Genomic DNA, 23,211 nt, shown 5'->3' with positions numbered 1-23,211 from the left:
CGTTGGGGGCAGACCAACGGACGGGGTGTATGGCGATCGCACGCGCGCCGCCGTGCTGGCGCTGCAAGCGGATCTCGACCTCGATGTTGATGGCGTGGTTGGGGCGCAGACCTGGGCGGGGCTGGATGATGCCCCGCCGCGTCCCGCGCGCGCGGTCGATGCGCAGGATCTGCGCGACCGGGGCAGTCGCACCATCCGCGAGGCAGACCGGGGGCAGGCGCTGACCGCGACCGGCATTGTCGGCGGGGGGCTGGGCGTGGTCATCGAGCGCACCGAAGACGCGGTGGCGCTGTTCGACCAGGGTGCAGGGCTGTTGGACCGCGCGCAATCGCTGGCGCTGGCCTACTGGCCGGTGCTGCTGGTCGCGGCGGCCGGGCTGCTGCTGTGGCGGCACCTCGATCAGATCAAGTCGGCACGGGTGGCAGATGCCCGCACCGGCAGCAACGTGGCGCGCTGATGCTGGGCCTCGCTGCCAGCTGGCTGGCGCGCAGCGCGCTGGGGCGCGCGGTCACCGGCGCGCTGGCCATCCTGGTGGCCGTCACGCTCTACCTGCGCCACCGCCATCGAAAAACCAGACGCCGCCTGAAGGAGGCGGTGGAACTGCAACGGCTGCGCGATGGCGCGGCCACACGCCGGAGGATGGACAATGCGGATATTGGCAGCGGTGATCCTGATGATGACCGTCAGTGGCTGCTGGCGCGGGGCAGGCGGGGGCGTTGACGCGCGCCCGATATGCAGCGGCACCGAGGTGCAGCGCACCGCCCATGCGGCGGCGCTGGCGGCTGATGGTGGGCCGATGTCGGTCGTGACGGGGAGGGCGCTGATTGCGGCGGTGGATGCGGGGTGTGGGGAAGGTTGAGACCGAGGATGCCGCTTCTCGACACCGATCATTCATGCATCGCACAGCGTTTTATAAGGGTAAGAATCGGTAGAGCGGACCGAAGGTGCCATCGATCCCGAGACCAGTCAGGTGGCGTGTTCTGGTCCCGCATTTCTGGAAACACTCTCGAACATATCAATTATCTCGACTGGAGAGATTCGATCAAGAATGCCCTCTTCAATCTGCTTCATTGTCCATATCAGCGACTTTGCCGGATCGTGCAGCATTGCCCAACTCCCGAACATGCGGTCCGTGACCTGTCTGCTGACGAGTCTGTTGATCCCTACATGGCGGTCATCGCGACAAATACGTGTGTAGGCAGCGGTTATCTGCTCGGAAGGGCCTTCGAGCAACTGGAGATATATGTCCTGTCGGCATACAAGCGCGCCGGTAATGTCATCGCGCAGGTTGCACCGCCGCGCATCGGTCAAAATGCCGCTTAGCAGTGTTGCGTCATACCCAAAGGGCTGTGACGCATAGATGAGTTGGGACAGATCGGTGATTTTCATCGCTCCTTATGGCGCCATAGGTTTCTGGCACTGACTGGACCGCGAGGGAACCGTCGCCGGATCGGCTCAGCTTAGCGGAAATCGGTGGCGACGCAACACAACACCACCTTGGCCCTTCGATGACCTTGGATGCAGCGCAACACCGAAGAGATCTGGGGCGCGTGTCAGGTCAAGCACGGCCGAGGCTGTGTGAAAACCCCCAGATATGGTATGCTTCCTACGATACGGGAGTGCATTTATGTCGGGTTTCATTGAAGGTGTTGATCGCGATCAGGTGACGCTGTTTCCGGATCGACTTGAGGACTGGATTGACGACGATCATCTGGTCCGGGTGGTGGATCTGTTTGTTGAACAGCTTAATCTGGCGGGCCTTGGCTTTGTGCGCGCGGCGCATGCGCGGACAGGGCGACCGGGATACCATCCGGCCATTCTTCTGAAGCTGTTCATCTATGGCTACCTCAACCGGATCCCGTCCAGCCGCAGGTTGGAGCGTGAGGCCGGGCGCAATGTCGAGGTGATGTGGCTGCTCGGGCGATTGGTGCCGGATCACAAGACGATTGCGGATTTCCGACGCGATAACGGTGCTGCTATCCGCAAGACCTGCGCGCAATTCGTCGAGCTGTGCCGCCGGATCGGCACGCTGAAGGGCGAATGCGTGGTGATCGATGGAAGCAAGTTCAAGGCTGTCAACAACCGCGACAAGAACTTCACCAAGGGCAAGATCGCCAGCCGTCTCGCGCATCTGGAGGCCGATGTCGAGCGCTATATCACCGAGATGGTGCGCATAGACCGGCAGAGAAAGGCGAGGTGCGGGCGGAGAAGGTCACGCATCTGGCGCATCGATACGGCGGCTCAAGCAGGAAATCGAGAAACTGAATGCCATGGACAAGGCCCTGGCCGATGCGCCGGACGGCCAGATTTCCCTGACTGATCCCGATGCCCGAGCGATGGCCACCAGCGCGCGTAACAGCGGGCTGGTGGGCTATAATGCGCAATGCGCAGTGGACACTGAAACCCACATCATCGTCACCCATGAAGTCACCAACAAGGGTTCGACCGTGACCAGCTCAGCCCGATGGCGATGGCGGCCAAGGATACGCTTGGGCGCGACACGCTGCATGCCCTGGCCGACAAGGGCTATTACAGCGGTGTCGAGATTGCCGCCTGCGACAAGGCGGGCATTACGGTGACCATGCCGCGTCCGGAGACCTCGGGCAATCGCAAGAAGGGCATGTATGTGAAGGCTGACTTCAAATATGACGCCGACCGCGACGTCTAGTTTGCCCGACAGGCGATGAGCTGACCTACCGCTACACCCGCGATGAAGACGGGCTTCAGGTCCGACGATACTGGACCAACGAATGCCAGAACTGCCCCGTGAAATCACGCTGCACCACGGGCACGGAGCGCCGGGTCACCCGCTGGGAATACGAGCATCTGGTGGACGAGATGCGCGACCGTCTGCGCAGCGCCGATGATCCGATGACCCTGCGCCGCAGCACGGTCGAGCATCCTTTCGGGACGATCAAGGCCTGGATGGGCACCACCCATTTCCTGATGCGCCGTCTGAAAAACGTGCGCACCGAGATGGCGCTGAACGTGCTGGCCTACAACATCAAGCGCATGGTCGCATTGGTCGGGATCAAGGGGCTCATGGCGGCGATGCCCGCCTGAAAGAGGGGAAATCACTCCCCAAAACCGGTCAAACTGCCCTCATTGGCGCGATATCCGCGCCACCGGCGGGTTGCATGAACCCAAGCAAGCCAAAATGCCTGCTGCAAACCCATCACATCGCAAACTGCTCTGGGCGCGAGAGTTTCCACACAGCCTCGGCCCTAAGCCGACATCTAACCCATCGTCTTGATGCTGCAGTCGCAGCCCGCTTAGCGGTCATCCGCCGCTGGCGAAGTAGTTGGACCTTGGAGAATTGCCACGAGAGTAAGGCTGCCACTGCTAAAGACTGGATCAAAGCAAACTTTTGGCCCCGAGCGTCAGCGTGACCGGCACGTTTTCCGAAGGCACTTGATGGTGTGAACATTCGAGGCATAGTATTGCTAGATTGAAATTCTGAGGGACGATCAATGCTCGCCAACCTGCTCGATTTCTATAAGCGATACCCAGACATTTTGCTCTATTTGAAGGGTGTTGATCGAGCTTCACTGCCCCTAGATCTTACTAAGTCTCTTGATTTTCACGGGCAGAGACAACGTGAGATTTTCGATGTTGCGCAGGTATATCAGATTGATGAGCGCGCGGAGATGATGCTGCGCAAGCTCTCTGCTCAAATGCAAAGGGACGGATTAGATAGCATGTTCAGTAACATTCGCTTGCCGTTCCCGGCAATGTTGCTGACAATCCCAGAACCAAAGGATGGTGAATGGCCTGCAGCGCTGATCACCCAGGATGACGATACGCTCTATACCCAGATATATCTTGCGAACAAGCGTGGCTTATTCCCGAACCTACTGATCTTCAAATCGCAAGGCGCATCGGTAGATATTTTGCATTCACCGACGTTCGATTTGTCTCAGGCCATCGGAGATGGTGTCACCGAAGATGCCGCCGTCAAGCAGGAAAAATCTCTTTGTTTTGACTTCTTGGCAATAGCGGTTGGCATGTCGATTTTGTTCGAACACAAGGCCATGCTCGAAAGAGAGGAAGTGTCTAGCTACCCCCGAGCCGAAAGACGAAGAGCTCAGAAATCTGGGCGGACACTGCCCAATAAATCCATAATCAAAGTCAAACTGGGTGAGCTAGGCAAGCGTCAGCTTGAAGCAACTAGCAGCGAGAGCAAGGCGAACAAAGAAGCCATCTCCAAACGCAGAGCTCACTGGGTACAGGGCCATTTCATGCGCAACCGGGCCGGTGGCATCAGTTGGAGGAACCCGCATATCCGAGGTGCTGGCCCCCTTCTTGAGCAAGAGAGGCACATCTCTTCTTATGAGGAATGATGGGGCTAGGTCATCCGAAAATGATGTGTAGTTGGATGCCTCGGCCCAGAGCGGCCGTCCGTACGCATCAACGACGCTGCAATGCAGCTTCCCCGAAGCGGACGTTACATGCTATTCGGCAGAGACTGTATATTGGAGTTCAGATAATGACAAAACTGCCTGTTAAAGCACTCCCACCCAACGATACTGGACGTCTGTTGGTTCGCCTAAATAGAAAGTACCGAGCTGGTATCCCGCGTTATGGCATCGCGCAGCTGAGGAACTCCGAGAATGACAAATCCGTAAAAGTCCTTGTTCTTGGCCATGATGATGACACCGCCATCTTCATGCCGTACGACATCAGAGAAACCCTCGGGGCAGACAAGGGTGCCGACCTCGAATTTACAGTCCAGAAAACTGGATGGTTCGGCAAGGTTTGTTGGCTTCTCGGGACCCATGACCCAGCGGTTCATGTACCGGCATGGCTTGCACTTATGTCGTTGTGCTTGGGAGTTTTAGGAGTAGTAATTGCCATCTGCAGTTGACTGCCAAAAGCAAACGTTTGTCATCAAGAAATACGCTGAATTTCAACATGCTCAAACCTGACCTTGGTGACCCATGCATCGATACCAAATGCGTACTGGCGTACAAGTTGGATCCGAGGAAAACTATTGGTTGAACCTCCAAGCTCTCACATTGGAATTTTAGAATGAACATTAAGACCCCGTTCCTGCAGAAAAAGCTAAGTGAAGCCTATATGATTGGATTTACTAAAGACGTTGGGGATCGGTCAGCGCAAATGCGAAATAAACTCTTGGATTCACGTAATGTCTTGCGCTTTCAGCATGGTAGAAAATGGGAGAGCCCCGCCAATGAATTTGGCGATACCAGTACGGAAATGACACATCACAGCAGCATAACTGAACTACACTTAAAAGACGTGGTTAGGGGTGATCCCACAGTGACTTTTTGGGCTGCAATGACGGTCTCAGAGCAAATGCACGCGTCATTCATGGATTCAATGATCTCCACATTGAACAGGTCAACCGCGCATTCAGGCAATGTAGTAAACGCAGGAGGTCGGCCTTTCCCCGAAGCCTTTGCTGAAATGCTCGAAATGATACACCCGTCACTAGGAGACGATGGCGAACTTCTGCTACCGACGATGCTGGTGCATCCCTCTCAAGGTCCCAAACTAGCTGCAGAACTTGAAGCGGCAGGGCCTGAGTTTGAACGGCGCATTGATGAATTGAAGGCGCGCAAAAAGCTAGAAGCCGAAGAGAACGAGACAGCCAGAGTAAATCGTTTTGAGAGGCGACCAAATTGAGAAAAAGGTTGTGTTTGTGCGTGGGCGTACCGGAATGCTCAGACCCTCATTTAGGACCACTTCCTGGGACCAAGGTCGACGCATCTTCAGTTTTTGAAGCTTTAACTGATTGCACAATGGGTCAATATGATGCCGTTGAATCCGTTCGATTGATCAACCCGTCGAAGGCCGAGTTTACGCGTGCTCTGGCGCAACTATCCTACGATCCGGATATAGACACGTTATCAATCTATTTTGCAGGACATGGGGTAATCATAGATTCGGTTTACTACCTGTGTTGTAGAGATATTGAGTTATATAGAGCTGCATATTCAGGTCTATCTTTGACCGAGTTGTTTCAGATTATTGGCAACGCGAAGCCCCGCCATACAAATATTATTATTGATGCGTGTCATGCTGCAGGTGTCGCGCATGATGTTCAAAGTCTAATCAAACCAAATAGTTTGGGGCCCGCAAATTCGTTTGGGGTGTCCATACTAGCGATGAGCGCAACCGATCAATATGCACATGAGGCACCACCTGACGCCCCCGTTCAAGGTGGCTACGGGACCCTATCACTACTGAAATGTTTGAAGGGCGAAACCGACTGTCAGGTCAATAAGTCCCACCTGTCACTTGATGACATATCTAAAGCAATTGATCTTGAGAGGGACGATCAATCCCCCAATTTTTGGTCATTTAACATCTCAGGTTCTCCTCAGTTTTGCTTGAATAATACGGCCGGTGTCGGTTCATCTGAATCGTTCATACCAATTCCAATATTTGAAGACTCAGACAGCTCAACGTTGCCTTTGGCTTTGTCCGAAGAGTTGTGGAAATGCTATCTGGATTCTAAAACAGAGGTGGAACTTCGCGAGCTACAGAATTGCTTAGAAAAGGGCTTGTTTGAGTTAGCTGAACCGACCAAGCAGGCCAACTTTCTTATCGGCTTACTTGACAGTTTCACAGCACGTTGTTCCCTTGCGGACGACGGTTTTGCAACCACGCAGGTAACTGCAGTTTTCCTGTTCGTCGCGCAAAAAATTTCTGACCCAAATGTCGCAAATGAAGTGGTCGCGTTCATCCTGAGGCAACTGGAAGGAAGCCTAGAGTTTGCAACCTCGAGCATTCATGAAGGCTTAAAAGAAGACTATTTTCTTGTCCGAGGCGGGGGTGGGCACAGTGAGTTCTTCTCTTTGCCGATCAGGTTAACCAAGGTTGCTGCTTGGTCCTTGTTCTACCTTGACCTTTCCAGCGGCAACGCCGTCGAAACCGCTCGACGTTCAAAGGTCTGTGAAGCGATACTAGGTGCATTGGAACGCGATTACAGCGGTTCAATAAGTTTGGTTTCAGAGGAGCAAGCGGCATATATAATTATCATTTCAAGCCTTACGAAACGCCACGGCTTAACTGAGTGGGGCGAGCGGTTCATTGGATCGCTTTACCATGATTACTTTGCCCATGGAGGGCGTATAGCTAGAACTAGTCTTGCCCTTGAAGACACTTACGAATTTATGAAATACCGCTCACTAGAAAAAGAAGTAGATTTTCTCCGTTTTAGCGCCCGACCTAGTGAACTATTGTTCTGTCTTTTTGCCCACTACTGGAATTTCGATCAATTGGACGTAGTCCGCTATGACTTTTCCGAAGTTGATGGAACGCACTGTACAACCTACATTCCTGACAGCTACGCAAACTTTTCGGACGAAGTTATTACCAACGGTGGCAACCTTAATTTTCAGATTGGGCATGATGTCTTTACCGCCTCTGATTATGACAGTTTTATAAGAAACTATATCTCGCCGGCTGTCTATGCTGCTAGTCAGCCTCCCCAAACTATGATCCGCTCGATAGCGATCTGCGCTTCGCTCATTTTCCCCGATCGAATCCCATGGTGTGCCATGGATAGCTTAACTGCCGATGTGTTCTGAAGCGAAAGTCCGCTTTAACGATCTCTCATAATTCGTGCTGCGCAGCCGCGAATGTCTGGAATCCGCCCATCATGTTTAGCTGTCGAGTGCCTTAGCGGTTGCTGTGGCTGGAAAGGTGGTCGCGCGGAGCGTCCGTCCAATGCAGTACTGCCGTCAGCTACGAAGTCACACTTGCCCGAGTCAGAGTATGTCGCGCGGCTGATCTGCGGCGCGAAAAAAGGGGGCGGCGCAAACTTGCGTCACCCCCTCTTCAGCCGTTCCGGCCGCGTTTTCGCGCGGATCAGTTATCGTCGCTGTGGCGTTTGACCGACAATGCGACCAGTTCGTTCAGCGAGTAGTCCGCTGCATTCACGCCAAGCCCGTTTGCAAACTGCGCCTTGCCGCGCGAAACTTCGCTGACATTGCCATAGGACTGACGGTTTTGCTTGGACCGGATGAATGCTTCGGTCTGCGCGTCATCCTCGCGCTGCGCAACGCTCAGCGCGATCAGTTCGTTCATGGTGTAGTCGGCGGCATTGACGCCAAGCGGCGCTGCAAACTGCGCCTTGCCGGGCGACACTTCGCCGACACCCCCACGGGATTGGCGGTTGGTGCCTTCCAGGTAGAAGCGTTCGGTCTGACGGTTGTTGTCCTGCCGCGCCTGCTCGATGTTGATCAGCTCCGGCATTGTGTACTGCGTGGCATCCAGATTCAGCCCGGCGGCGAATTGTTCGTGGCCCGGCGAAACGGACTGGGCGGTGGCTGCACCGGCCGAGATCAGGGCGGCTGCGATGATGACAAGTTTTTTCATGGTCGTGGTCCTTTTCATATCTTCCGAAGCGTTTGTGCTTCTGATGAACAGGAGGTATGCGCGGCGCCCAAATAGATAATCCGCGAATATTCGAATTCTTTGTTCGATGCGATTGAACAAATCGCCGTTCTGGCCCAGATGACAGGCACACGACATAAGGACGCGGTGGACGATGGAAACGAATACCTTGCGGGCATATGCTCTGGTCGTTGAAGAAGGCAGCTTTTCGGCGGCGGCGCGGCGGCTTGGCATCTCGAAAAGCATGTGTTCCAAGCATATTAGTGACTTGGAAGACATCCTTGGGGCCAGGCTGCTGACCCGGTCGACGCGGTCGGTGAAGGCGACCGCGCTGGGTGGCGAGTACTACACCAAGGTCCGGCGCATCCTCGATCTTCTGGACGAAGCGAATGACTATGCCAAAACCGAAAGCGGCACCATCACTGGACGTCTCAGGATCGGCATGCCGATGTCATATTCTCTGCATGCCTTGCAGCCGCATATCCTGAAGTTCATGGAAATCTACCCCGAAATTCAGCTTGAATGCGTATTTGACGATCGCCGGAGAGAGTGTCCGATCTTCTGTGTAACTGGGATCTGGTCCATGCTTCCTGAGAGGAGCAAGGACGATGACGATTTCCAAGGAACTGCTGGACGAACTTCTGAAGGGCTGCGAGCGGCCTGAAGATTTGCTTGGCAATAACGGCTTGATGAAAGAGCTGAAGATCAAGCTGATGGAGCGGATGCTGGGCGCCGAACTGACCGCGCACCTGGGCTATGAGGACGGCAAGGAGGCGCCGCCCGATCAGGTTAACCGCCGCAACGGCTCATCCGCCAAGAGACTAAAAGGCCAAGACGGCGAACTGCCGATTGCCGTGCCGCGTGACCGGGACGGCAGCTTCGAGCCTGAACTGGTGAAGAAGGGCCAGACCCGGATCGATGGGATGGACGACAAGATCATCGGGCTCTACGCCGCCGGTCTGACGGTGCGTGATATCCGCGCCCATCTCGAGGACGTCTATGGCCTTCAGGTCTCGCCTGACCTGATCAGCCGCGTCACCGACGCCGTGCTGGACGAGGTCCGGGAATGGCAGTCCCGGGCGCTGGACCGAATGTATCCCATCGTCATTTTCGACGCGCTCCGGGTGAAGATCCGCGATGCTGATAGCCGCATGGTGAAGAACAAGGCCGTGTATGTTGCCCTGGGCGTCTCACGGGACGGTGTTCGCGAGGTTCTGGGCCTGTGGATTGCCGAGAACGAAGGGGCCAAATTCTGGCTGTCGGTGATGAACGAACTCAAGAACCGGGGTGTCCAGGATATCCTGATTGCCGTCGTGGATGGCCTCAAAGGCTTCCCGGAAGCGATCACCGCCGCCTTTCCCGATGCCACAGTCCAGACGTGCATCGTTCATCTGGTGCGCCATTCCCTGAATTTCTGCGCCTGGAAGGATCGCAAGGCAGTCGCCGCCGATCTGCGCCTGATTTACGGCGCTCCAACCGCCGATCAGGCTGCCGCCGAACTGGATGCTTTCGAGGAAAAATGGGCCGAGAAATACGCCTCCATCGCTCCGGCATGGCGGCGGGCATGGCAGGAGGTGATCCCGTTCTTTGCCTTCGATCCGGCGATCCGCAAGATCATCTACACCACGAACGCCATCGAAAGCCTGAACCGTGTGATCCGCAAATCGATCAAGACCCGTGGTTCGTTCCCGACCGAGGAGGCTGCGACCAAGCTGATCTATCTGGCGATCCGCAATTTCGAGAAAGGTGGGCGGAATGTCCGGGAATGGTTTGCGGCCCGAAACCAATTCGCTATCATGTTCGACGAACGCTTCAACGCGTGACTGTATCTGAAACCCGCATGGACCGGGCCAGATACACAGAGTTCATGACACTCCCTCGCCGGAGCGATCTGATCGCCGAAGGATTTGATGCGGTGATCCGGATAGGGGAGCTGGATGATACAAGCATGATCGCGCGCCGTATCCACAGCGTAGATTGCCAGATCGTCGCGTCGCCTGCCTATCTGAAGCTGCATGGTACTCCGCTGCACCCGTCAGACCTGGCAGATCACCGGGCGCTGCACTATTCAAATATGGGTGCCACGGCGACATGGCCGCTGCAAAACGGCAATGAGACGCTGTGGCAGAAGGTCAATCCGCGCTTCGGGGCAAACAATGGCGAGATCATTCGTGCCGCCGCGCTGGCGGGTCATGGCATCGCCTACCTGCCCGAGTTTCTGATCCGCGATGAGCTGGCGTCAGGCGCACTGGTGCCGATCCTGACGCAATCTACCCGTTGCAGCCTGCCGATCAGCATCGTGTATCCGTCACGCAAGAATATTTCCGTCACGCTCAAGGCGTTCCTCGATTTTGCCCCTGTGATGGACCGTTCGTGATCCGCAAACATCTGGGCGCGCGATATAGCGAGACAGGCCATCATACGAAGTGTGCTTCGGTTCGTTGAACCGCGCCGAACCGCAAAGCCGTGACCAAACCAAGAACATCAGCCTAATAAAAACAGTGCGTTGGGTCAGATTTCAATGGGTTGGCTTTCGCGCGGTTTCTTCACATCGAAGATGTCAGCGGTTCAAATCCATTATCACCCACCATTTTCCCGATCATGCCGCCCCGCGATTGTCCTGCACTTGGCGGGGCATTCCTTGAAAACGAGGGCAAGGTGGCGCGGGCGGATCTGACACCGCTCAGCTTGCGCCGCAGCGCAGGCCCAGGCGGGCGGCCGCGAGCCAGAGTGCGACCGAGATCAGAACATAGGCTGCCGCCGTTCCGTTATGGCCGCTTTGGGCAAGCATCAGCGCCTCGAGGCTGAAGATCGAAAATGTCGTGAAACCGCCGAAGACACCGGCCATCAGCGCCTGTCGTGCCACAGGGCCCAACGGCCAGCGACCGCCCGGAGCGCTGAGGCTGGCGATGGCGCCGATCCCGAAGGCACCAAGCGTGTTGACCACCAGCGTTGCGACGGGAAAGGCACCGACACTCGCGGTGGAATCGGCCAACCAAAACGACACCGCCAGCCGCGCCACCGCGCCAAGCGCGCCGCATATCGCCAGCGCCAGGGTGGCGCGCGGGCTGCGCAGCGCGGGGTCAGGCCGCATGGCGGTCACTTTGTTCAGCGTCACCTCGGGTATCAATGCGCGCTACCGGGTTGCTTTGTCCGGCGCGGCGGCGGGATGCTATGCTGACCCTCATGCTGCGCCCCAGAGCTGTGGCCCCCACAATTGGGTGCCTGCCGCATAGCCCAGCGTGACAGCGGCGATCCCTGCGACAAGGGTTACGCACAGGTTGAACGCGGCGCGTCCGGTGTGGCCGGTATCCGCCAGTTCCAGCGTTTGCAGCGCCAGTGAAGAGACGGTGGTGAAGCTGCCAAGAAAGCCCGTGACACCCAGCGCCCAGCCAGCGCTGGCCAAGGCGTCTCCGGTGAAAGATCCGGCACCCAAAGCACCGCTGCCCGCCACCAGCCCGATGGCCAGTGCGCCCGACAGGTTGACGATGATGGTCCCGATGGGCAGTGGCGTACCGCGCGACATTGTCGCCTGCGCGACATTCGCCGCGCCGCGCCGCTGTGCGACCCAGTTGCCAACACACGCCGTCAGCCGGACGCGCGCGACAGCCCCCAGCGCGCCGCCAAGGGCAACCAGCGCGATGGTCGTCAGCAGCGGTGCCAGGGCCGCGGCGGTCATGGCGGGGGTCATGCCTGCGTGCGGCTGGCGGTGGTACCTGCGCCGCCGGGCTGTCCCAGCCCGGCCACGCCGCGCCAGAAGCGCACCATCAGCGCCACCGCCGCGACAGTCAGGCCGACCACAAGGCCCAGCCAGATGCCCGGCCCGCCAAGGTTCAGCGTCACCCCGAACAGGTAGCTGCACGGAATGCCGATCAGCCAGTAGCTGACCGCCGCAATGACCATGGGCCAGCGCGTGTCTTGCACGCCGCGCAGCAGGCCCATCGCCATGACCTGTGCTGCATCGGCCAGTTGGAACACCGCCGCGATATAGACCAGCGTGACGCCGATCGCGATGATCGCGTCGCGCTGCGGCTCATCAGGGGCAAGGAACAGCCCCACCATCGGGCCTGCCAGCGTGAAATACAGCGTCATCGTGGCCAGCGCGACCAGAAGCGAGATGCCGACCGACACCTTGGAGCCCGCGCGCAGCGCCGCCCAGTCCGCCCGCCCGCGCGCGCGCCCGACAATGATCGTGGCGGCGTTCGACAGGCCCAGATGCATCATGAAGAACAGCGCTGTCAGCTCGATTGCGATGCCGTGGGCGGCCAGTTGTTCGGTGCCCAGCCAGCCCATCATTACCGAGGTCGCGGCAAAGAGCCCGCTTTCGGCCAGAAGCGCCAGCCCGATGGGCCAGCCCAGACGGTAGACCTGCCCCATCGCCTGCCAGTCGGGCCGCCAGAAGCGCTGCCACAAGGCATAGCGACGCAGCGCAGGCAACCAGCCGGCATAGGCCATCAGCAGCGCGGCGCTGAACAATTGCACCAGCACCGAGGCCAGCGCGGCCCCCCGGATGCCCATTTCAGGTGCGCCCAGATTGCCGAAGATGAATATCCAGTTGATGACGATATTGACCAGCACTGCCGCGACCGTCACCCACAGCACGACCTGCGTGCGTTCCAGCGCGGCCAGGTAGCTTTTGAGCACCATGACCACCAGCGCAGGCAGCATGCCAAACCCCGCGATGCGCAGGTAATCCTGGGTCAGTTCGGCTACGCGGTCGGGCTGGCCGAGCCCAAGCAGCAGCGCCTCGGACCACCACATCAGCGGCAGCACACCCAACCCGAAAGCGCACGACAACCAGAGGCCCATGCGGGTGGCGCGCCGCACTTCGGCATCATTCTCGGCCCCGGCCGCGGTCGCGACCATCGGCATCACCGCATTGGCGAATCCTGCGCCGAAGATGAACAGGGTGAAGAAGAACATTGCGCCCAGCACCCCGGCGGCCAGTTCATCGACGCCGTACCAGCCCAGCATGATGGTGTCGGTGATGTTCAGGCTGAACTGCGCGAGGTGGCTGCCCACCAGCGGCAGCCCCAGCACAAGCACCAGCTTTGCCTGACGGCGATATAGGGCTTTCTCTGACATGGTCTTGGCATAGCGTCGCTTGCACAGGGCGGCAAGGCCCGTTTCACCTGTGAAATGCCCTTGCGGCAGAACGTTGCCGGGGGAGTGGTCGGCCCTGCCTGAAGGGCTGACCCAGGCGGTTAGGGGGTGGTGAGTGTGCACCGGGACACGCGCCGGGGCGCACCGCGTTTCGCGCGCGGCATTCTTGCCAAAGCCGCGCCGCCGCTGTATCGGCGCGCAATGCCCAGATACGCGTTGAAAATCGACTATGACGGCGGACCGTTCAGCGGCTGGCAGCGCCAGAATGACCAGGCTTCGGTTCAGGCCACGGTTGAGGATGCGCTGCGTCGCCTCGACCCCGGGATGCCGGGGATCGCGGCGGCGGGGCGCACGGATGCGGGCGTGCATGCGACGGGGCAGGTGGCCCATGCCGATATGGTGCGCGACTGGACACCGTTTCGCCTGACCGAGGCGGTAAACCACCACCTGCGCCCGCATCCCATCGCCGTGGTGGCCTGTGTGCGGGTGGATGACAGGTTCCACGCGCGGTTTTCCGCGACCGAGCGGCGGTATCTCTTTCGCCTGATCGCACGCCGCGCGCCGCTGACCCATGATGTGGGCCGCGCCTGGCATGTGCGCAACGCGCTGGACCTGACTGCGATGCGTGAAGGTGCGAAGCATCTGATCGGACGGCATGATTTCACCACCTTCCGCGCCAGCCAGTGTCAGGCGCCGTCGCCGTTCAAGACGCTGGACGCGCTGGAGATCACTGAGCATCCCTATCCGCAGGGGGCAGAGTTCCGCTTCTTCCTGTGCGCCCGGTCGTTTCTGCACAATCAGGTGCGCAGCATCGTCGGCACATTGGAGCGCGTGGGGTCGGGGGGCTGGCAACCCGCTGATGTCGGTCAGGCGCTGGCCGCGCGTGACCGCGCCGCCTGCGGCCCGGTCTGTCCGCCGCAGGGCCTTTACCTGACTGGCGTGGCCTATCCGGGCGATCCGTTCGATGATGCGTCGGGTGAGGATGCGCAGGGCTAGGATGCGCAGGCGGCTGGTGCGGTGAACAGGCACGCGCCGATTGCAAATGCGCCGTAGATTGCAATGAGGCGATCCGCATCGCAGCCGCGCTTGCCCGAAAATGCGGCACCGGCTTCTGTGCGCTGGCGAACATGACATACAAAATATGTGCGAATTGATCGTGTAGGCACATTTTGCGATACGGGTCGGGATGAAAAACACCAAGTCCACTAGGAGTATCCCAATGAATACGTTTATCCGTACCGCCGCGCTGATTCCGTTCCTGGCTATCGGCGCCACCGCCGCCCAAGCCGAACCCGAGGCCTATGTGCTGGATTCCAGCCACAGCCAGGTGCTGTTCAGCTATGACCACTTCGGCCTGTCCACGACCTATGGCATGTTCTCTGGCTTCGACGGCGAAATCGCTTTTGATCAAGAGGACCCGGCGAATTCTACTGTTGCGGTTTCTTTCCCCGTCCGCTCCATGCTGACCGGCTGGGAAGAGCGGTTCACCCACTTCATGACCGATGATTTCTTTGGCGCGTCGGAAGATGACATGGTCACCTTCACCTCTACCGGCATCGAAGTGACCGGCGAGTCGACGGCGCTGATTACCGGCGACCTGACCATGAACGACATCACGCGTGAGGTCGTCCTGGACGCGACCCTGAACGCGGTAATGGATGCTCACCCGGTTGAGGGTAAGCCCTGGGCTGGCTTCGACGCCACCACGACTGTCCTGCGCAGTGATTACGACATGGGCATGTTCGCGCCCTACGTCAGCGATGAAGTATCGATCATGATCTCGGTCGAGGCGATGAAAGCCGAATGATACCCCGCTGACCCGCCGCGCCGCGTTTGCCTGTAGGGCAGGCAGGGCGCGGCGGTGGCCGTGCTCTGCCGGCGCGCGTTGAACTTGCGCGCGCCCGCTCTCCCCTGAGCCCCCCCCGGGCCCCCGCGACGCATCGGGCGGTGTCTGTGGTGGCATATCGTGCGTTCGCGGCGTCCGCGTCGTATACGGCGCAGCATCTACCCGTTCAATTTAATCGCTCGTCCCGGCACCCGTGCCCAGTCCAATCCACCAAGGAAACCGGTCATGCCTTTGTCCAACACCGCGCAAACCTATGGCGGGGTCGCAAAAACCCTGCATTGGCTGACAGCTGCCCTGATCCTGACAGCCTTCCCGTTGGGGCTGATTGCGAATGACTGGGGTTATGACACATCAGAGCAACTGGCGACGAAGGCCACGCTGTTCTCGTTGCACAAGACGCTGGGCGTGACGCTGTTCTTTGTCGCGCTGGCCCGCATCCTTTGGGCAGTGTCGCAGCCGCGACCGGCGCCGATGCATCCCGAACGGCGGCTGGAGACATTCCTGGCCGACCTGGTGCACTGGATGCTCTATGTCTCGCTGGTGGCGGTACCGCTGACCGGCTGGGTGCATCACGCCGCCACCAGCGGGTTTGCGCCGATCTGGTGGCCCTTTGGCCAGACCCTGCCGTTCGTGCCACAAACCCCCGCGGTGGAAACCGGTGCGGCGGCGTTGCACTGGCTATTCACCAAGGTGCTGGCGGTGTCACTGATCTTGCACATTGCGGGCGCGGTGAAGCATCAGGTCGTGGACCGCGACGGCGTTTTGCGCCGCATGTTGCCCGGCGCCGCCGACACATCGAACGTGCCCGCGCCAAAACGGCATGGTTTCGCCCCCGTCGCCGTCGCAGGGCTGATCTACCTGGCAGGTGCCGGGGCCGCGCTGACGCTGATCCCAGCGCCCGAGGCAACATCGCGCACCGCCCTGCAAGCGCCCGAAACCGGGTGGGAGGTTACCGACGGGACATTGAACTTCGACGTGCGCCAGCTGGGCAGTGCTGTCACGGGAAGGTTCGACGACTGGACCGCCGCGATCACCTTCGATGAAGTGGCCCGCGACGGCGCCCATGGCAGTGTGACGGTAACGATCGCGGTGGACACGCTGACGCTGGGCTCTGTGACCTCGCAGGCCAAGGGGCCGGACTTTTTTGACGTCGAAAATCACCCGACGGCCGTATTCGAGGCCGAAATCGTGCCGCAGGGCGTCGGTGAGGGCTATCTGGCGCAGGGAACGCTCAGCCTTGCTGGGGCCAGTGTGCCGGTGTCCCTCCCGTTCAACCTGACGGTGACGGGGAATACGGCGCAGATGACCGGGACGGTCACGCTGGACCGGCGCAACTTTGGCATGGGCGAAAGCTATCAAGATGAGACAACCGTGGGGTTTGACGTGACGGTGAATGTCGATCTCAGCGCAACCCGGGTGGACGAGTAGCCACCCGGCAGGCGGCGGGTATTGTGAACTGCGCAGCAAGAGGGCACCTTGCCATTGAACTCTGGCCCTTAATCAGCGTTTCCGTGCAACCCACGAAATTTCCATGACTGGGCAATACGCGATTGCAAGCGCCCGCATCTGTTCGTATACATCGCGCAGCGGCACCCATAGCTCAGCTGGATAGAGCGCTGCCCTCCGAAGGCAGAGGTCGCAGGTTCGAATCCTGCTGGGTGCACCAATAAAATCAATGACTTAGCCGCAATTTGGTACATTGCCCTTTGGTTCAATGGACCTCAGCGCACGATTTTGAGCCGCGTGAACTCCAAGGAATCGGCGGCGGTGCGCAGGTGTTCTGGGGAATATCGGGCGTAGGTCTTCTCGGTCGTGGCCGTGTTGGTGTGGCCAAGGTACTGCGCAATCTCCGACATGGGCCTGCCCGCCTCGGCCATTCTAACGGCGGCGGTGTGGCGCAGCACGTGCGGAGACACATCCGACAGCTTCGCATTCTTCACGGCGCTGGCAAAGCCGCGCTTGATGGATTTGACGGGCTTTCCTCCCCATTCGATTACGTGATCCGACAGCGCGGCCATGCGCGCGGATTCAAGTGCTGCGCGCAGGGTGTTGTTCATCGGCACAGTAGCCCGGCCTTTCTTGCGTCCTTCGCCTGTGGCCAGTCTGACTTGCCCGCGCTCGAAGTCCACCCGATCCCACGTTAATTCCAGCGCGGCAGTTACCCGCGCGGCGGTGGTCAGCATCAGGATGATTGCCAGCTTGACGTGCGGCCCGGCCTCGGCGTCGATCAAGCGGTCAGCTTCTGCCTGTGAAAGGTATCGATCGCGCGGGGCGGGCTGTTCCGGGCGCTCGATGTAGGGCGCGCGTTCGATGACCCGCATTTTCTGCGCCCAGCTCAGCACAATCCGCAGATGGTTCATGCGCGTCCAGATTGTCCCGTCATGCTTGCCGTCCACGCGCCATGCGTCGATCTGGTTGCGGCAATCCTGCGATGTGATCTGATCCGGAAGGAAGTGGCCGAATGCGGGCAATATCGCCTTTCCGGTGTGGCGCATCGATTCGGCAATGACCCGGCCCTTGCGGTCAGATCGGTACAATTCCCAAATCTCGGCAACGGTTGCTGCGCCCGCCGGGGCGCTGGCCTCTATGATTACCTGGCGGGCTTCGGCCTCAGCTTCGCGCGCTGTTGTGGCGTTAAGACGGAAGCGCCGCCGCTGGCCATCTTCGTGCCATGTGACGACGAAACGCCCATTGAGACGTCCGATTCTGTAGTCGCGCATTCATAAGCCTCCACATGCTCTGGCCGCAGCCGTATCATGCGCCCGACGCGAAAGTGTGGCAACTCCCCCCGCCTGCACATATTGCGCACCGTCTCAGCGCTGCATTCCCAGCGATCTGCGACGTGTTCGGGGGTCAGGGCGCGGGCGGTCATTGGTAATCCTCCGAACGTTCAAGGCGTTTGCGACAGGGCGGTATCCAGTGAAAGCGGGTGTTGCCGATGGGTCCTTGCCATACCAACCAGCAATATGAGGTCGCGGTGCTGCCCTTGGCGCTGAGCTTTCCTTTGTGCATCACCACGCGCTCGGTGAATTGCAGGATGTCCGTGGGCGGTGTGACGCTGAAAAGCAGATCATTGCGCCCGACGCCTTCCAGAAACGCGCTGCGAACTATCACTGCGACGCCCTTGGTGCTGGTGCGCAAGGCGCGGGAAATGAACTGCTCGGCCAGCCGCAAGGGCGGTTCGTGATCGTCCAGTCGGTCGGATCCTGATCCGGGCCGAACAGGTAGTCGGATTGCGGGAATCCGGCGCCATAGTCATGGATGTCGGATGCCTCGACCGCGCCAAAATATTCAGTCAGGGCAGGACCATATGGCCTCGGTTGGCGGCAGGTTCCCGAGCCTTGGATGTGCGCAGTATGTAGCCTTGGGCGATCAGAAGCTCACACAGCGCCCGCGTGGCCCACGGTGGGGTAGGGAAGTCGTCCAGACTGTTGTGCGGTTCACTACGCTGCTGCATTACGGCGCTGCTGCGGTTCTGGGTCATCGCTGCACCTCTGCTGGCTTCGCGCGCCTCGCCAAAATGATCCGGCCCAACTCCAACCGCGTGACCTCTACGGCACCGTGCCGCACAGCCAGCGCCCGCTTGGTCATTGCGATGTCGAAGTGTTCCCGGGTCGTACCGGCGTGCTGTATCCACCGCCTGGCGACACCGATGCGATCAGCCATCGCCAGCAGCTCGTCGGTGCTGTCCGCGATCATGTGGCACATTTTCATGCGGCCAAACGGGGCTTGCATGTCGTCGACATAGACTGTCATTCCGCTGCCTTGATCTTCTTGCAGTGAGCTATACGCGCCGCCAGCCACCCCGCGCAGACGGTGACGCGGCCTTGCGTCGGATCGGGCGGGCTGATTGATACCGACAAGCTGTCGGCGTCCAGCTTTGCGGGCAGTCCTTTGTGACAGTGGAAATACTGGCCGGATGTGATGGTCTCCGACACCTCAGCCCAGCGGAAGGGGTCGGCACGCTCTGGTGATCCCTTGCGGAAAGCGCAGTTATCGCACATGCGGGCCTCAGGCCAGTCGCGTGTTTCGGGTTCTTGAATGCGCCCACAGTCCATGCAGCCCGCGTGCTTTCCGCCGCTTGCCATCACCATGTTGCGAGACCCGCAGCCGCCGCAGCGGCCCGCTTCGTCCCCTTCGTAGTCGCCGCGATCAGCCATGTGCGGCCTCCATCTGGTCGATATTGCAACGGTGAACGGTGAAGCTGACAGCTACCACCCAAGGGTTCTGATCCCATGCGTCGGGGCCGTGCAGGCTGTTCCAGAGGTCCTCAAACCATTCTTTCGCAAAATCCCAGCCAACATGACCGATCCCGCTTGGGTCCGGTTCTTCGGCGGGGAAGTAGCCTTGTCTGTTGTCCCAAGGCTCACCGCGCTTGCATCCTTCGGCCCATGCGTCCACCTCGCTGATATCCTGCAACCGCTGCACCTGTACATCGTTGACAATCAGCGTCAGGCGGGACGCCCAGCGGGGCATGTGGATGGAGGGCTTCCACGGCAGGCGATCCTTGTAGGCATCCGTTTTAGGGTCATACCAGCTATCAAATGGATCACCGTCTGCACGGTAATATGTGCTTTCAGCCTCCATCATCTCGCCACCCTCATGAGCTGCGCCGCGCAGAAACGCCTCACGCACATAGAGGCGGTCGCCGGGGGCGTAGCGCAGGGCCCATTCCTCAATGACCTCTGCGGTCAAACTGTCTCCGGTCCACCAGCGATTTCCGTCCCGAAACGCCGAACCCCAAGGCTTCGATGGCTGCGGCCTCAAAAGCCGCCGCGTCTGCGTCTTGCGACCTTCCAGCAACGCCCGAACCATTGGCCCGCTGAATATGATTGGCTTATCAGCCATGTGCGGCCTCCTGTTCAATGTTCGCTGCCAGATGGGCGCAGTTGGCACGCACGATGGCCTCAGCCAGCGGCGGGCAGACGCTGTTGCCGCAGCAGCTGACCTGCACGTCCTTGGCGAAAGGCTTGAACGTCGGATCATCGGTCTCGACGCCCTGCCAAACGCCCTCGATGACGTAGTCAGCCGGAAACCCCTGCGCGTTGAACAACTCGCGGGGGGTCAGCATGCGCATGCCAATGTCGACCACCACAAAGGTCTGCCCGCCGATTTCCAGCGTCACGAACTCGCCGCCCGCCCAGGCATCGTGCGCGCGCAGGAAGTCGGCAACGGCGCGGGCCTTGGCTTCATGTTCTGGCGCGAAGGGGGGCGGTGCCAGATCGGCCTGCATGTGGCCCATGCGGTCCTTGACCGTGACTGTGTGCATCGGCTCGTCGGTGCGCGCCCCGTCGCCGGTGCCGTAGTATTTGGCGAACCATGCGGCGACCGGCGTCTGGTGGCTGCCGCTGGCGGCGATGGTCGACATAGGGTCGCGCGGATCGTGGCCCGCGTTGCCATCCATTCGGGGCCCGCCGTGATGCTGGGCGAGAAACGCGGCGAAGGGTGCATGCTTTACGCTGCTGGCGACCACCGTGCCCAGCGGATCGGCCATCGGGTATTCGCGGCGGCCGCCACTGTCGCCGTGAGCGATGCTGGCGAGATATGGGGCCAGCAACCCAAGCGGCGCTGCCCCGCCCGGCTTCTTGATCCAACTGTTGGCGGTGACGGTCGGCGCTGGGTCGGCCATATCAGAACCAGTCGCGCCAGAATTGAACCGGGTGATGCTGGGCACGATCAGCGTCAGACCTGCACCGCCCGCCGTGATAGTGTGCGTCGGTTCGTCTGCGCCCTGCCATGGCTTCTGACTGTTGCGCATCGTTGCAAGAAACGCTGTCGACACGCATGCGTCGGCCTTGGCCGTCATTGTGGCCAGTGGTTCATAGCCGCCGCGCGCCCGGCTTTGCGCTGCGCGGCCACCGCAACCCACGATGCTGGCACTACCACCGCCTTTTCGCCACGGTGCGCGCCGGTGATGGTGCGGATCGGCTCATCGGCGGGTTCGCACCGTGCGCCGTGCGTCAGGTTGACCAAGAAGGGGATCAGCCTCCAGCACATAGCGCGCATGCCCCGCGCGATGCGGGCCATGGTGTTGTTCGCCAGTGGGCGCACGGCGCGCAGACCATGCAGCGCTTTGATCTGGGGGCTGTGTCGAAGATCGAGGGACACGGCAGTGACCAGTCGATGCACTCGGCTGCGCTGCGCCAGGGCAGCAGCTTGCCGCGCTTCACAGCCGGGCTTTTGGGATCGCCGTGCGTCGGCTTCGGCCAGCGGATCGGCCTGCCGTCGCGTCGCGCCACCAGAAACCAGCGCCTGCGGATTGTCGGCGCACCATAATCGCACGCCCGCAGTTCACACCATTTGACCTTGTAGCCTGCGGCCTTGAGGCGCTTGATCCACAATTCAAAAATCTGGCCTGAGAGCTCCTTGATCGGCTGGCCGTCATTGTCGACCGGACCCCATGTCACGAACTCCTCGACGTTCTCCATGCAGATTACGTCGGGTTTGACCTGTTCAGCCCAGTCAACCACGATCCATGCGAGGTCGCGGATATTGCGATCGCGCGGGGCGCCGCCCTTGGCTTTCGAGAAGTGCTTGCAATCGGGGGATGCCCAGAGCAAGCCAACGTGCCGCCCGCCCGTCACTTCGAGCGGCTTTACATCCCAGATGTTGCTGTCCAGATGCAAGGTTTCGGGGTTGTTGGCCGCATGCAGCGCCAGTGCGGCCGCATTGTGGTTGATCGCCACATCCGGGCTGCGGCCAAGCGCCGCCTCGATGCCGGTGGATGCCCCGCCGCCGCCTGCGAAGCTGTCGATAATCATGGGGCCCATCATGTCAGCACCCATGCCCAGATCGCCGCGCCACCCAGGACGCTGGGCACTATCCACCAGCCGCAGCCCGTGGCGCAGTCGTCCGTGCCGGTGGCGTCGATCAGCGCCTCCCAGCCGGGGATCTGCATCATGTCATTGTCCATCATTTAAACCCCGTAAAAGTGGCATCGTGCACCCGGTACACCGTGATGAATCCATCGGCCTCGCAGCGCGCCTCATCGGCCAGCTTTGCTGCATGCGCTTCCTGTTCCGCGATCCGCGCGCGCATTGCACCGACACCCATGTGCGACCAGTCGGCGGGGATTTCCTGGACCCGGCGCAGGGTGATGATCTCTCCGTCAGCGGTGCGGGTCGGGGTCAGTTGGGATACCCAGCCGCTGGTGGAGTTGAGGCGTTCGCTGTAGTAGGTTATGGGTGCGGCTCCGGGGGGTGAGGGGTTTGATCGGAGGGAGTTTTTGGCGGCAGGCGATACACTCGCCGACCGACGCTGTTGGTGGCGTCAAGGTCGCCACGCTGTGCCATGATTTTCGCTGTGGCCGCGTATGCTGGCCATGGCAAGTGTCGCCATCGACCATCGGAAAGGACACATTTCACGGCGATCTCGCCATAGGCGGCCTCGGGATCATTCATCCCCGCCCTCCTTCAGGCGTTCAGCCGACTCTGCCGCCAGCTGCAGGAATGCCAGCGCATCGGGCGGCACGCGATCCGCGCGGATTTTTGCTTTCACCAGATCTAGGTCCGAGTGCATCAGTAGCTCGCCATGCAGAGCGTTGCGTTCGTGCATTGTCAGATTTCGCCACTTGGCGATCAGGTAGTCACCAAACAGTATGCCGCGCGGGCTCCTGCCTTGGCGGCTGCCGATACTGAGCCCTGCACCGCGCAGCGCGGTTTCGGCGGCGCGGGTTGAGGCGAAGATGATCTTGACTTCTGTCATGCGCCTATCTCCTTCGTGTCATGCGCAGCGCCAGAGCCTGCTGTCCAGTAACGGCCCTTGACAAGTGCATCGGCGGCAAGGTGGCGTTCAACTTCGGCGCGCAAGATTTCGGTGTTTTTCGTCAGCATTGTTTTGTCTCCGTGTGTGGGGTTGTGCCTGCCCGTGTGGAGGTCAGTTGGGATACCCAGCCGCTG

The 23,211-nt window shown here is 60.0% G+C and carries 31 protein-coding genes, 1 tRNA gene and 1 pseudogene; 14 read left to right on the top strand and 19 right to left on the bottom strand.

Annotated features, from left to right (window positions below):
- Window positions 1-25 precede the first annotated feature (25 nt).
- From H9529_RS05090 to H9529_RS05080, 3 genes are read left to right on the top strand one after another with little or no spacing between them, the layout of a single operon-like run.
- Entirely contained in the window at window positions 26-457 is a 432-nt protein-coding gene (locus tag H9529_RS05090; protein WP_176847412.1) for a peptidoglycan-binding domain-containing protein, read from the top strand.
- On the top strand, window positions 457-720 hold the full coding sequence (locus tag H9529_RS05085; protein WP_092893020.1) for a hypothetical protein: 264 nt from the start codon (window positions 457-459) through the stop codon (window positions 718-720). The genes H9529_RS05090 and H9529_RS05085 overlap by 1 nt, the downstream gene beginning before the upstream one ends.
- Window positions 647-859: a hypothetical protein gene (locus H9529_RS05080; RefSeq protein ID WP_223814302.1), complete on the top strand. Its 213-nt coding sequence runs from the start codon at window positions 647-649 to the stop codon at window positions 857-859. Before H9529_RS05085 ends, H9529_RS05080 begins: the two co-directional genes overlap by 74 nt.
- A gap of 107 nt (window positions 860-966) precedes the next feature.
- Here H9529_RS05080 and H9529_RS05075 read toward each other — a convergent pair whose 3' ends face one another.
- Window positions 967-1,389, bottom strand: a complete 423-nt coding sequence (locus H9529_RS05075; RefSeq protein ID WP_092893022.1) for a BLUF domain-containing protein — start codon at window positions 1,387-1,389, stop codon at window positions 967-969.
- Between the two features lie 238 nt (window positions 1,390-1,627).
- Here H9529_RS05075 and H9529_RS05070 point away from each other — a divergent pair.
- A pseudogene (locus tag H9529_RS05070) lies at window positions 1,628-3,063 on the top strand (IS1182 family transposase).
- A gap of 407 nt (window positions 3,064-3,470) precedes the next feature.
- The gene (locus tag H9529_RS05065; RefSeq protein WP_092892907.1) at window positions 3,471-4,340 is read left to right on the top strand and encodes a hypothetical protein; all 870 of its coding nucleotides are present in this window, start codon (window positions 3,471-3,473) and stop codon (window positions 4,338-4,340) included.
- 206 nt (window positions 4,341-4,546) lie between these two features.
- Here the strand turns inward: H9529_RS05065 and H9529_RS05060 are convergent, their stop codons facing one another.
- The gene (locus H9529_RS05060) at window positions 4,547-4,792 is read right to left on the bottom strand and encodes a hypothetical protein (protein WP_143033586.1); all 246 of its coding nucleotides are present in this window, start codon (window positions 4,790-4,792) and stop codon (window positions 4,547-4,549) included.
- Window positions 4,793-5,028: 236 nt separating this feature from the next.
- Here H9529_RS05060 and H9529_RS05055 point away from each other — a divergent pair, with 236 nt between their 5' ends.
- The gene (locus H9529_RS05055) at window positions 5,029-5,646 is read left to right on the top strand and encodes a hypothetical protein (RefSeq protein WP_143033585.1); all 618 of its coding nucleotides are present in this window, start codon (window positions 5,029-5,031) and stop codon (window positions 5,644-5,646) included.
- 116 nt (window positions 5,647-5,762) lie between these two features.
- Window positions 5,763-7,556, top strand: coding sequence for a caspase family protein (locus H9529_RS05050; protein WP_369596568.1), 1,794 nt, complete (start codon window positions 5,763-5,765; stop codon window positions 7,554-7,556).
- 280 nt (window positions 7,557-7,836) lie between these two features.
- On the opposite strand, the gene H9529_RS05045 is transcribed toward H9529_RS05050, so the two are convergent.
- Window positions 7,837-8,346: a hypothetical protein gene (locus H9529_RS05045; protein WP_092892901.1), complete on the bottom strand. Its 510-nt coding sequence runs from the start codon at window positions 8,344-8,346 to the stop codon at window positions 7,837-7,839.
- Between the two features lie 172 nt (window positions 8,347-8,518).
- Between H9529_RS05045 and H9529_RS05040 the strand changes: the two genes are divergently transcribed.
- The 3 genes from H9529_RS05040 to H9529_RS05030 are packed head-to-tail and all read left to right on the top strand — an operon-like array spanning window position 8,519 to window position 10,741.
- Window positions 8,519-9,028 (top strand): LysR family transcriptional regulator, encoded by a 510-nt coding sequence (locus H9529_RS05040; protein ID WP_092892899.1) that lies wholly within the window; start codon window positions 8,519-8,521, stop codon window positions 9,026-9,028.
- Window positions 8,973-10,187 (top strand): IS256 family transposase, encoded by a 1,215-nt coding sequence (locus H9529_RS05035; RefSeq protein WP_190305591.1) that lies wholly within the window; start codon window positions 8,973-8,975, stop codon window positions 10,185-10,187. Before H9529_RS05040 ends, H9529_RS05035 begins: the two co-directional genes overlap by 56 nt.
- Window positions 10,188-10,231: 44 nt before the next feature.
- Window positions 10,232-10,741 carry a substrate binding domain-containing protein gene (locus H9529_RS05030; protein ID WP_176847372.1) on the top strand — a complete coding sequence of 170 codons (510 nt, stop codon included), beginning with the start codon at window positions 10,232-10,234 and terminating at the stop codon, window positions 10,739-10,741.
- 306 nt (window positions 10,742-11,047) lie between these two features.
- On the opposite strand, the gene H9529_RS05025 is transcribed toward H9529_RS05030, so the two are convergent.
- The 3 genes from H9529_RS05025 to H9529_RS05015 all read right to left on the bottom strand — a co-directional run bounded on the left by H9529_RS05025 (window position 11,048) and on the right by H9529_RS05015 (window position 13,449).
- On the bottom strand, window positions 11,048-11,482 hold the full coding sequence (locus H9529_RS05025; protein WP_223814300.1) for a fluoride efflux transporter FluC: 435 nt from the start codon (window positions 11,480-11,482) through the stop codon (window positions 11,048-11,050).
- Window positions 11,483-11,548: 66 nt separating this feature from the next.
- Window positions 11,549-12,043, bottom strand: a complete 495-nt coding sequence (locus H9529_RS05020; RefSeq protein WP_176847370.1) for a fluoride efflux transporter FluC — start codon at window positions 12,041-12,043, stop codon at window positions 11,549-11,551.
- An 8-nt stretch (window positions 12,044-12,051) separates the two neighbouring features.
- On the bottom strand, window positions 12,052-13,449 hold the full coding sequence (locus tag H9529_RS05015; protein WP_092892887.1) for an MATE family efflux transporter: 1,398 nt from the start codon (window positions 13,447-13,449) through the stop codon (window positions 12,052-12,054).
- A gap of 219 nt (window positions 13,450-13,668) precedes the next feature.
- Here H9529_RS05015 and truA point away from each other — a divergent pair, with 219 nt between their 5' ends.
- The 4 genes from truA (at window position 13,669) to H9529_RS04995 (ending at window position 16,979) form a co-directional block, all read left to right on the top strand.
- The gene (gene truA, locus H9529_RS05010) at window positions 13,669-14,463 is read left to right on the top strand and encodes a tRNA pseudouridine(38-40) synthase TruA (RefSeq protein WP_092892895.1); all 795 of its coding nucleotides are present in this window, start codon (window positions 13,669-13,671) and stop codon (window positions 14,461-14,463) included.
- A 223-nt stretch (window positions 14,464-14,686) separates the two neighbouring features.
- Window positions 14,687-15,274, top strand: a complete 588-nt coding sequence (locus tag H9529_RS05005; RefSeq protein ID WP_092892884.1) for a YceI family protein — start codon at window positions 14,687-14,689, stop codon at window positions 15,272-15,274.
- A gap of 264 nt (window positions 15,275-15,538) precedes the next feature.
- Complete coding sequence (locus H9529_RS05000) at window positions 15,539-16,741, top strand: cytochrome b/b6 domain-containing protein (RefSeq protein ID WP_092892882.1); 1,203 nt, start codon at window positions 15,539-15,541, stop codon at window positions 16,739-16,741.
- Between the two features lie 161 nt (window positions 16,742-16,902).
- Window positions 16,903-16,979 (top strand) — tRNA-Arg (locus tag H9529_RS04995).
- A gap of 55 nt (window positions 16,980-17,034) precedes the next feature.
- Here H9529_RS04995 and H9529_RS04990 read toward each other — a convergent pair.
- The 13 genes from H9529_RS04990 to H9529_RS21075 form a co-directional block, all read right to left on the bottom strand.
- Window positions 17,035-18,018: a tyrosine-type recombinase/integrase gene (locus tag H9529_RS04990; protein WP_223814352.1), complete on the bottom strand. Its 984-nt coding sequence runs from the start codon at window positions 18,016-18,018 to the stop codon at window positions 17,035-17,037.
- Entirely contained in the window at window positions 17,904-18,185 is a 282-nt protein-coding gene (locus tag H9529_RS21315; protein WP_143033562.1) for a helix-turn-helix domain-containing protein, read from the bottom strand. Before H9529_RS21315 ends, H9529_RS04990 begins: the two co-directional genes overlap by 115 nt.
- On the bottom strand, window positions 18,182-18,487 hold the full coding sequence (locus H9529_RS20625; protein WP_223814299.1) for a hypothetical protein: 306 nt from the start codon (window positions 18,485-18,487) through the stop codon (window positions 18,182-18,184). Before H9529_RS20625 ends, H9529_RS21315 begins: the two co-directional genes overlap by 4 nt.
- Window positions 18,488-18,793: 306 nt before the next feature.
- A complete protein-coding gene (locus tag H9529_RS04980; RefSeq protein ID WP_092892534.1) occupies window positions 18,794-19,069 on the bottom strand; it encodes a DUF4031 domain-containing protein in 276 nt (91 codons plus the stop codon).
- Window positions 19,066-19,473: a hypothetical protein gene (locus H9529_RS04975; protein WP_092892532.1), complete on the bottom strand. Its 408-nt coding sequence runs from the start codon at window positions 19,471-19,473 to the stop codon at window positions 19,066-19,068. The genes H9529_RS04980 and H9529_RS04975 overlap by 4 nt, the downstream gene beginning before the upstream one ends.
- Entirely contained in the window at window positions 19,466-20,161 is a 696-nt protein-coding gene (locus tag H9529_RS04970) for a hypothetical protein (protein WP_092892530.1), read from the bottom strand. The genes H9529_RS04975 and H9529_RS04970 overlap by 8 nt, the downstream gene beginning before the upstream one ends.
- Window positions 20,154-21,119: a DNA cytosine methyltransferase gene (locus tag H9529_RS04965; protein WP_190305732.1), complete on the bottom strand. Its 966-nt coding sequence runs from the start codon at window positions 21,117-21,119 to the stop codon at window positions 20,154-20,156. Before H9529_RS04965 ends, H9529_RS04970 begins: the two co-directional genes overlap by 8 nt.
- The gene (locus tag H9529_RS20620) at window positions 21,116-21,286 is read right to left on the bottom strand and encodes a hypothetical protein (protein ID WP_223814298.1); all 171 of its coding nucleotides are present in this window, start codon (window positions 21,284-21,286) and stop codon (window positions 21,116-21,118) included. The genes H9529_RS04965 and H9529_RS20620 overlap by 4 nt, the downstream gene beginning before the upstream one ends.
- Window positions 21,287-21,294: 8 nt before the next feature.
- On the bottom strand, window positions 21,295-22,086 hold the full coding sequence (locus tag H9529_RS04960; protein WP_223814297.1) for a DNA cytosine methyltransferase: 792 nt from the start codon (window positions 22,084-22,086) through the stop codon (window positions 21,295-21,297).
- Complete coding sequence (locus tag H9529_RS04955) at window positions 22,083-22,229, bottom strand: hypothetical protein (RefSeq protein WP_190305731.1); 147 nt, start codon at window positions 22,227-22,229, stop codon at window positions 22,083-22,085. The genes H9529_RS04960 and H9529_RS04955 overlap by 4 nt, the downstream gene beginning before the upstream one ends.
- Window positions 22,226-22,366, bottom strand: a complete 141-nt coding sequence (locus H9529_RS04950; protein WP_190305730.1) for a hypothetical protein — start codon at window positions 22,364-22,366, stop codon at window positions 22,226-22,228. Before H9529_RS04950 ends, H9529_RS04955 begins: the two co-directional genes overlap by 4 nt.
- Window positions 22,367-22,705: 339 nt before the next feature.
- Window positions 22,706-23,017, bottom strand: a complete 312-nt coding sequence (locus tag H9529_RS04945) for a hypothetical protein (protein WP_190305652.1) — start codon at window positions 23,015-23,017, stop codon at window positions 22,706-22,708.
- Window positions 23,014-23,145: a hypothetical protein gene (locus H9529_RS21075; protein ID WP_263399444.1), complete on the bottom strand. Its 132-nt coding sequence runs from the start codon at window positions 23,143-23,145 to the stop codon at window positions 23,014-23,016. Before H9529_RS21075 ends, H9529_RS04945 begins: the two co-directional genes overlap by 4 nt.
- Window positions 23,146-23,211 lie beyond the last annotated feature (66 nt).

The sequence above is a fragment of the Roseicitreum antarcticum genome (genome assembly GCF_014681765.1).
Classification (GTDB): Bacteria; Pseudomonadota; Alphaproteobacteria; order Rhodobacterales; family Rhodobacteraceae; genus Roseicitreum; species Roseicitreum antarcticum.
The sequence above is the reverse complement of the archived record's forward strand: the minus strand, read 5'-3'. Positions and strand labels throughout refer to the sequence as shown.

What these genes read in the sequence shown, in the direction of transcription:
- H9529_RS05085 (WP_092893020.1), top strand. Translation starts at nt 457, where the DNA reads ATGCTGGGCCTCGCTGCCAGCTGGCTGGCGCGCAGCGCGCTGGGGCGC.
- H9529_RS05080 (WP_223814302.1), top strand. Translation starts at nt 647, where the DNA reads ATGCGGATATTGGCAGCGGTGATCCTGATGATGACCGTCAGTGGCTGC.
- H9529_RS05075 (WP_092893022.1), bottom strand. Translation starts at nt 1,389, where the DNA reads ATGAAAATCACCGATCTGTCCCAACTCATCTATGCGTCACAGCCCTTT.
- H9529_RS05065 (WP_092892907.1), top strand. Translation starts at nt 3,471, where the DNA reads ATGCTCGCCAACCTGCTCGATTTCTATAAGCGATACCCAGACATTTTG.
- H9529_RS05060 (WP_143033586.1), bottom strand. Translation starts at nt 4,792, where the DNA reads ATGAACCGCTGGGTCATGGGTCCCGAGAAGCCAACAAACCTTGCCGAA.
- H9529_RS05055 (WP_143033585.1), top strand. Translation starts at nt 5,029, where the DNA reads ATGAACATTAAGACCCCGTTCCTGCAGAAAAAGCTAAGTGAAGCCTAT.
- H9529_RS05050 (WP_369596568.1), top strand. Translation starts at nt 5,763, where the DNA reads ATGGGTCAATATGATGCCGTTGAATCCGTTCGATTGATCAACCCGTCG.
- H9529_RS05045 (WP_092892901.1), bottom strand. Translation starts at nt 8,346, where the DNA reads ATGAAAAAACTTGTCATCATCGCAGCCGCCCTGATCTCGGCCGGTGCA.
- H9529_RS05040 (WP_092892899.1), top strand. Translation starts at nt 8,519, where the DNA reads ATGGAAACGAATACCTTGCGGGCATATGCTCTGGTCGTTGAAGAAGGC.
- H9529_RS05035 (WP_190305591.1), top strand. Translation starts at nt 8,973, where the DNA reads ATGACGATTTCCAAGGAACTGCTGGACGAACTTCTGAAGGGCTGCGAG.
- H9529_RS05030 (WP_176847372.1), top strand. Translation starts at nt 10,232, where the DNA reads ATGACACTCCCTCGCCGGAGCGATCTGATCGCCGAAGGATTTGATGCG.
- H9529_RS05020 (WP_176847370.1), bottom strand. Translation starts at nt 12,043, where the DNA reads ATGACCGCCGCGGCCCTGGCACCGCTGCTGACGACCATCGCGCTGGTT.
- H9529_RS05015 (WP_092892887.1), bottom strand. Translation starts at nt 13,449, where the DNA reads ATGTCAGAGAAAGCCCTATATCGCCGTCAGGCAAAGCTGGTGCTTGTG.
- truA (WP_092892895.1), top strand. Translation starts at nt 13,669, where the DNA reads ATGCCCAGATACGCGTTGAAAATCGACTATGACGGCGGACCGTTCAGC.
- H9529_RS05005 (WP_092892884.1), top strand. Translation starts at nt 14,687, where the DNA reads ATGAATACGTTTATCCGTACCGCCGCGCTGATTCCGTTCCTGGCTATC.
- H9529_RS05000 (WP_092892882.1), top strand. Translation starts at nt 15,539, where the DNA reads ATGCCTTTGTCCAACACCGCGCAAACCTATGGCGGGGTCGCAAAAACC.
- H9529_RS21315 (WP_143033562.1), bottom strand. Translation starts at nt 18,185, where the DNA reads ATGACCGCCCGCGCCCTGACCCCCGAACACGTCGCAGATCGCTGGGAA.
- H9529_RS04980 (WP_092892534.1), bottom strand. Translation starts at nt 19,069, where the DNA reads ATGACAGTCTATGTCGACGACATGCAAGCCCCGTTTGGCCGCATGAAA.
- H9529_RS04975 (WP_092892532.1), bottom strand. Translation starts at nt 19,473, where the DNA reads ATGGCTGATCGCGGCGACTACGAAGGGGACGAAGCGGGCCGCTGCGGC.
- H9529_RS04970 (WP_092892530.1), bottom strand. Translation starts at nt 20,161, where the DNA reads ATGGCTGATAAGCCAATCATATTCAGCGGGCCAATGGTTCGGGCGTTG.
- H9529_RS04965 (WP_190305732.1), bottom strand. Translation starts at nt 21,119, where the DNA reads ATGACGGCCAAGGCCGACGCATGCGTGTCGACAGCGTTTCTTGCAACG.
- H9529_RS04960 (WP_223814297.1), bottom strand. Translation starts at nt 22,086, where the DNA reads ATGATGGGCCCCATGATTATCGACAGCTTCGCAGGCGGCGGCGGGGCA.
- H9529_RS04955 (WP_190305731.1), bottom strand. Translation starts at nt 22,229, where the DNA reads ATGATGGACAATGACATGATGCAGATCCCCGGCTGGGAGGCGCTGATC.
- H9529_RS04950 (WP_190305730.1), bottom strand. Translation starts at nt 22,366, where the DNA reads ATGGGTGTCGGTGCAATGCGCGCGCGGATCGCGGAACAGGAAGCGCAT.
- H9529_RS04945 (WP_190305652.1), bottom strand. Translation starts at nt 23,017, where the DNA reads ATGACAGAAGTCAAGATCATCTTCGCCTCAACCCGCGCCGCCGAAACC.
- H9529_RS21075 (WP_263399444.1), bottom strand. Translation starts at nt 23,145, where the DNA reads ATGCTGACGAAAAACACCGAAATCTTGCGCGCCGAAGTTGAACGCCAC.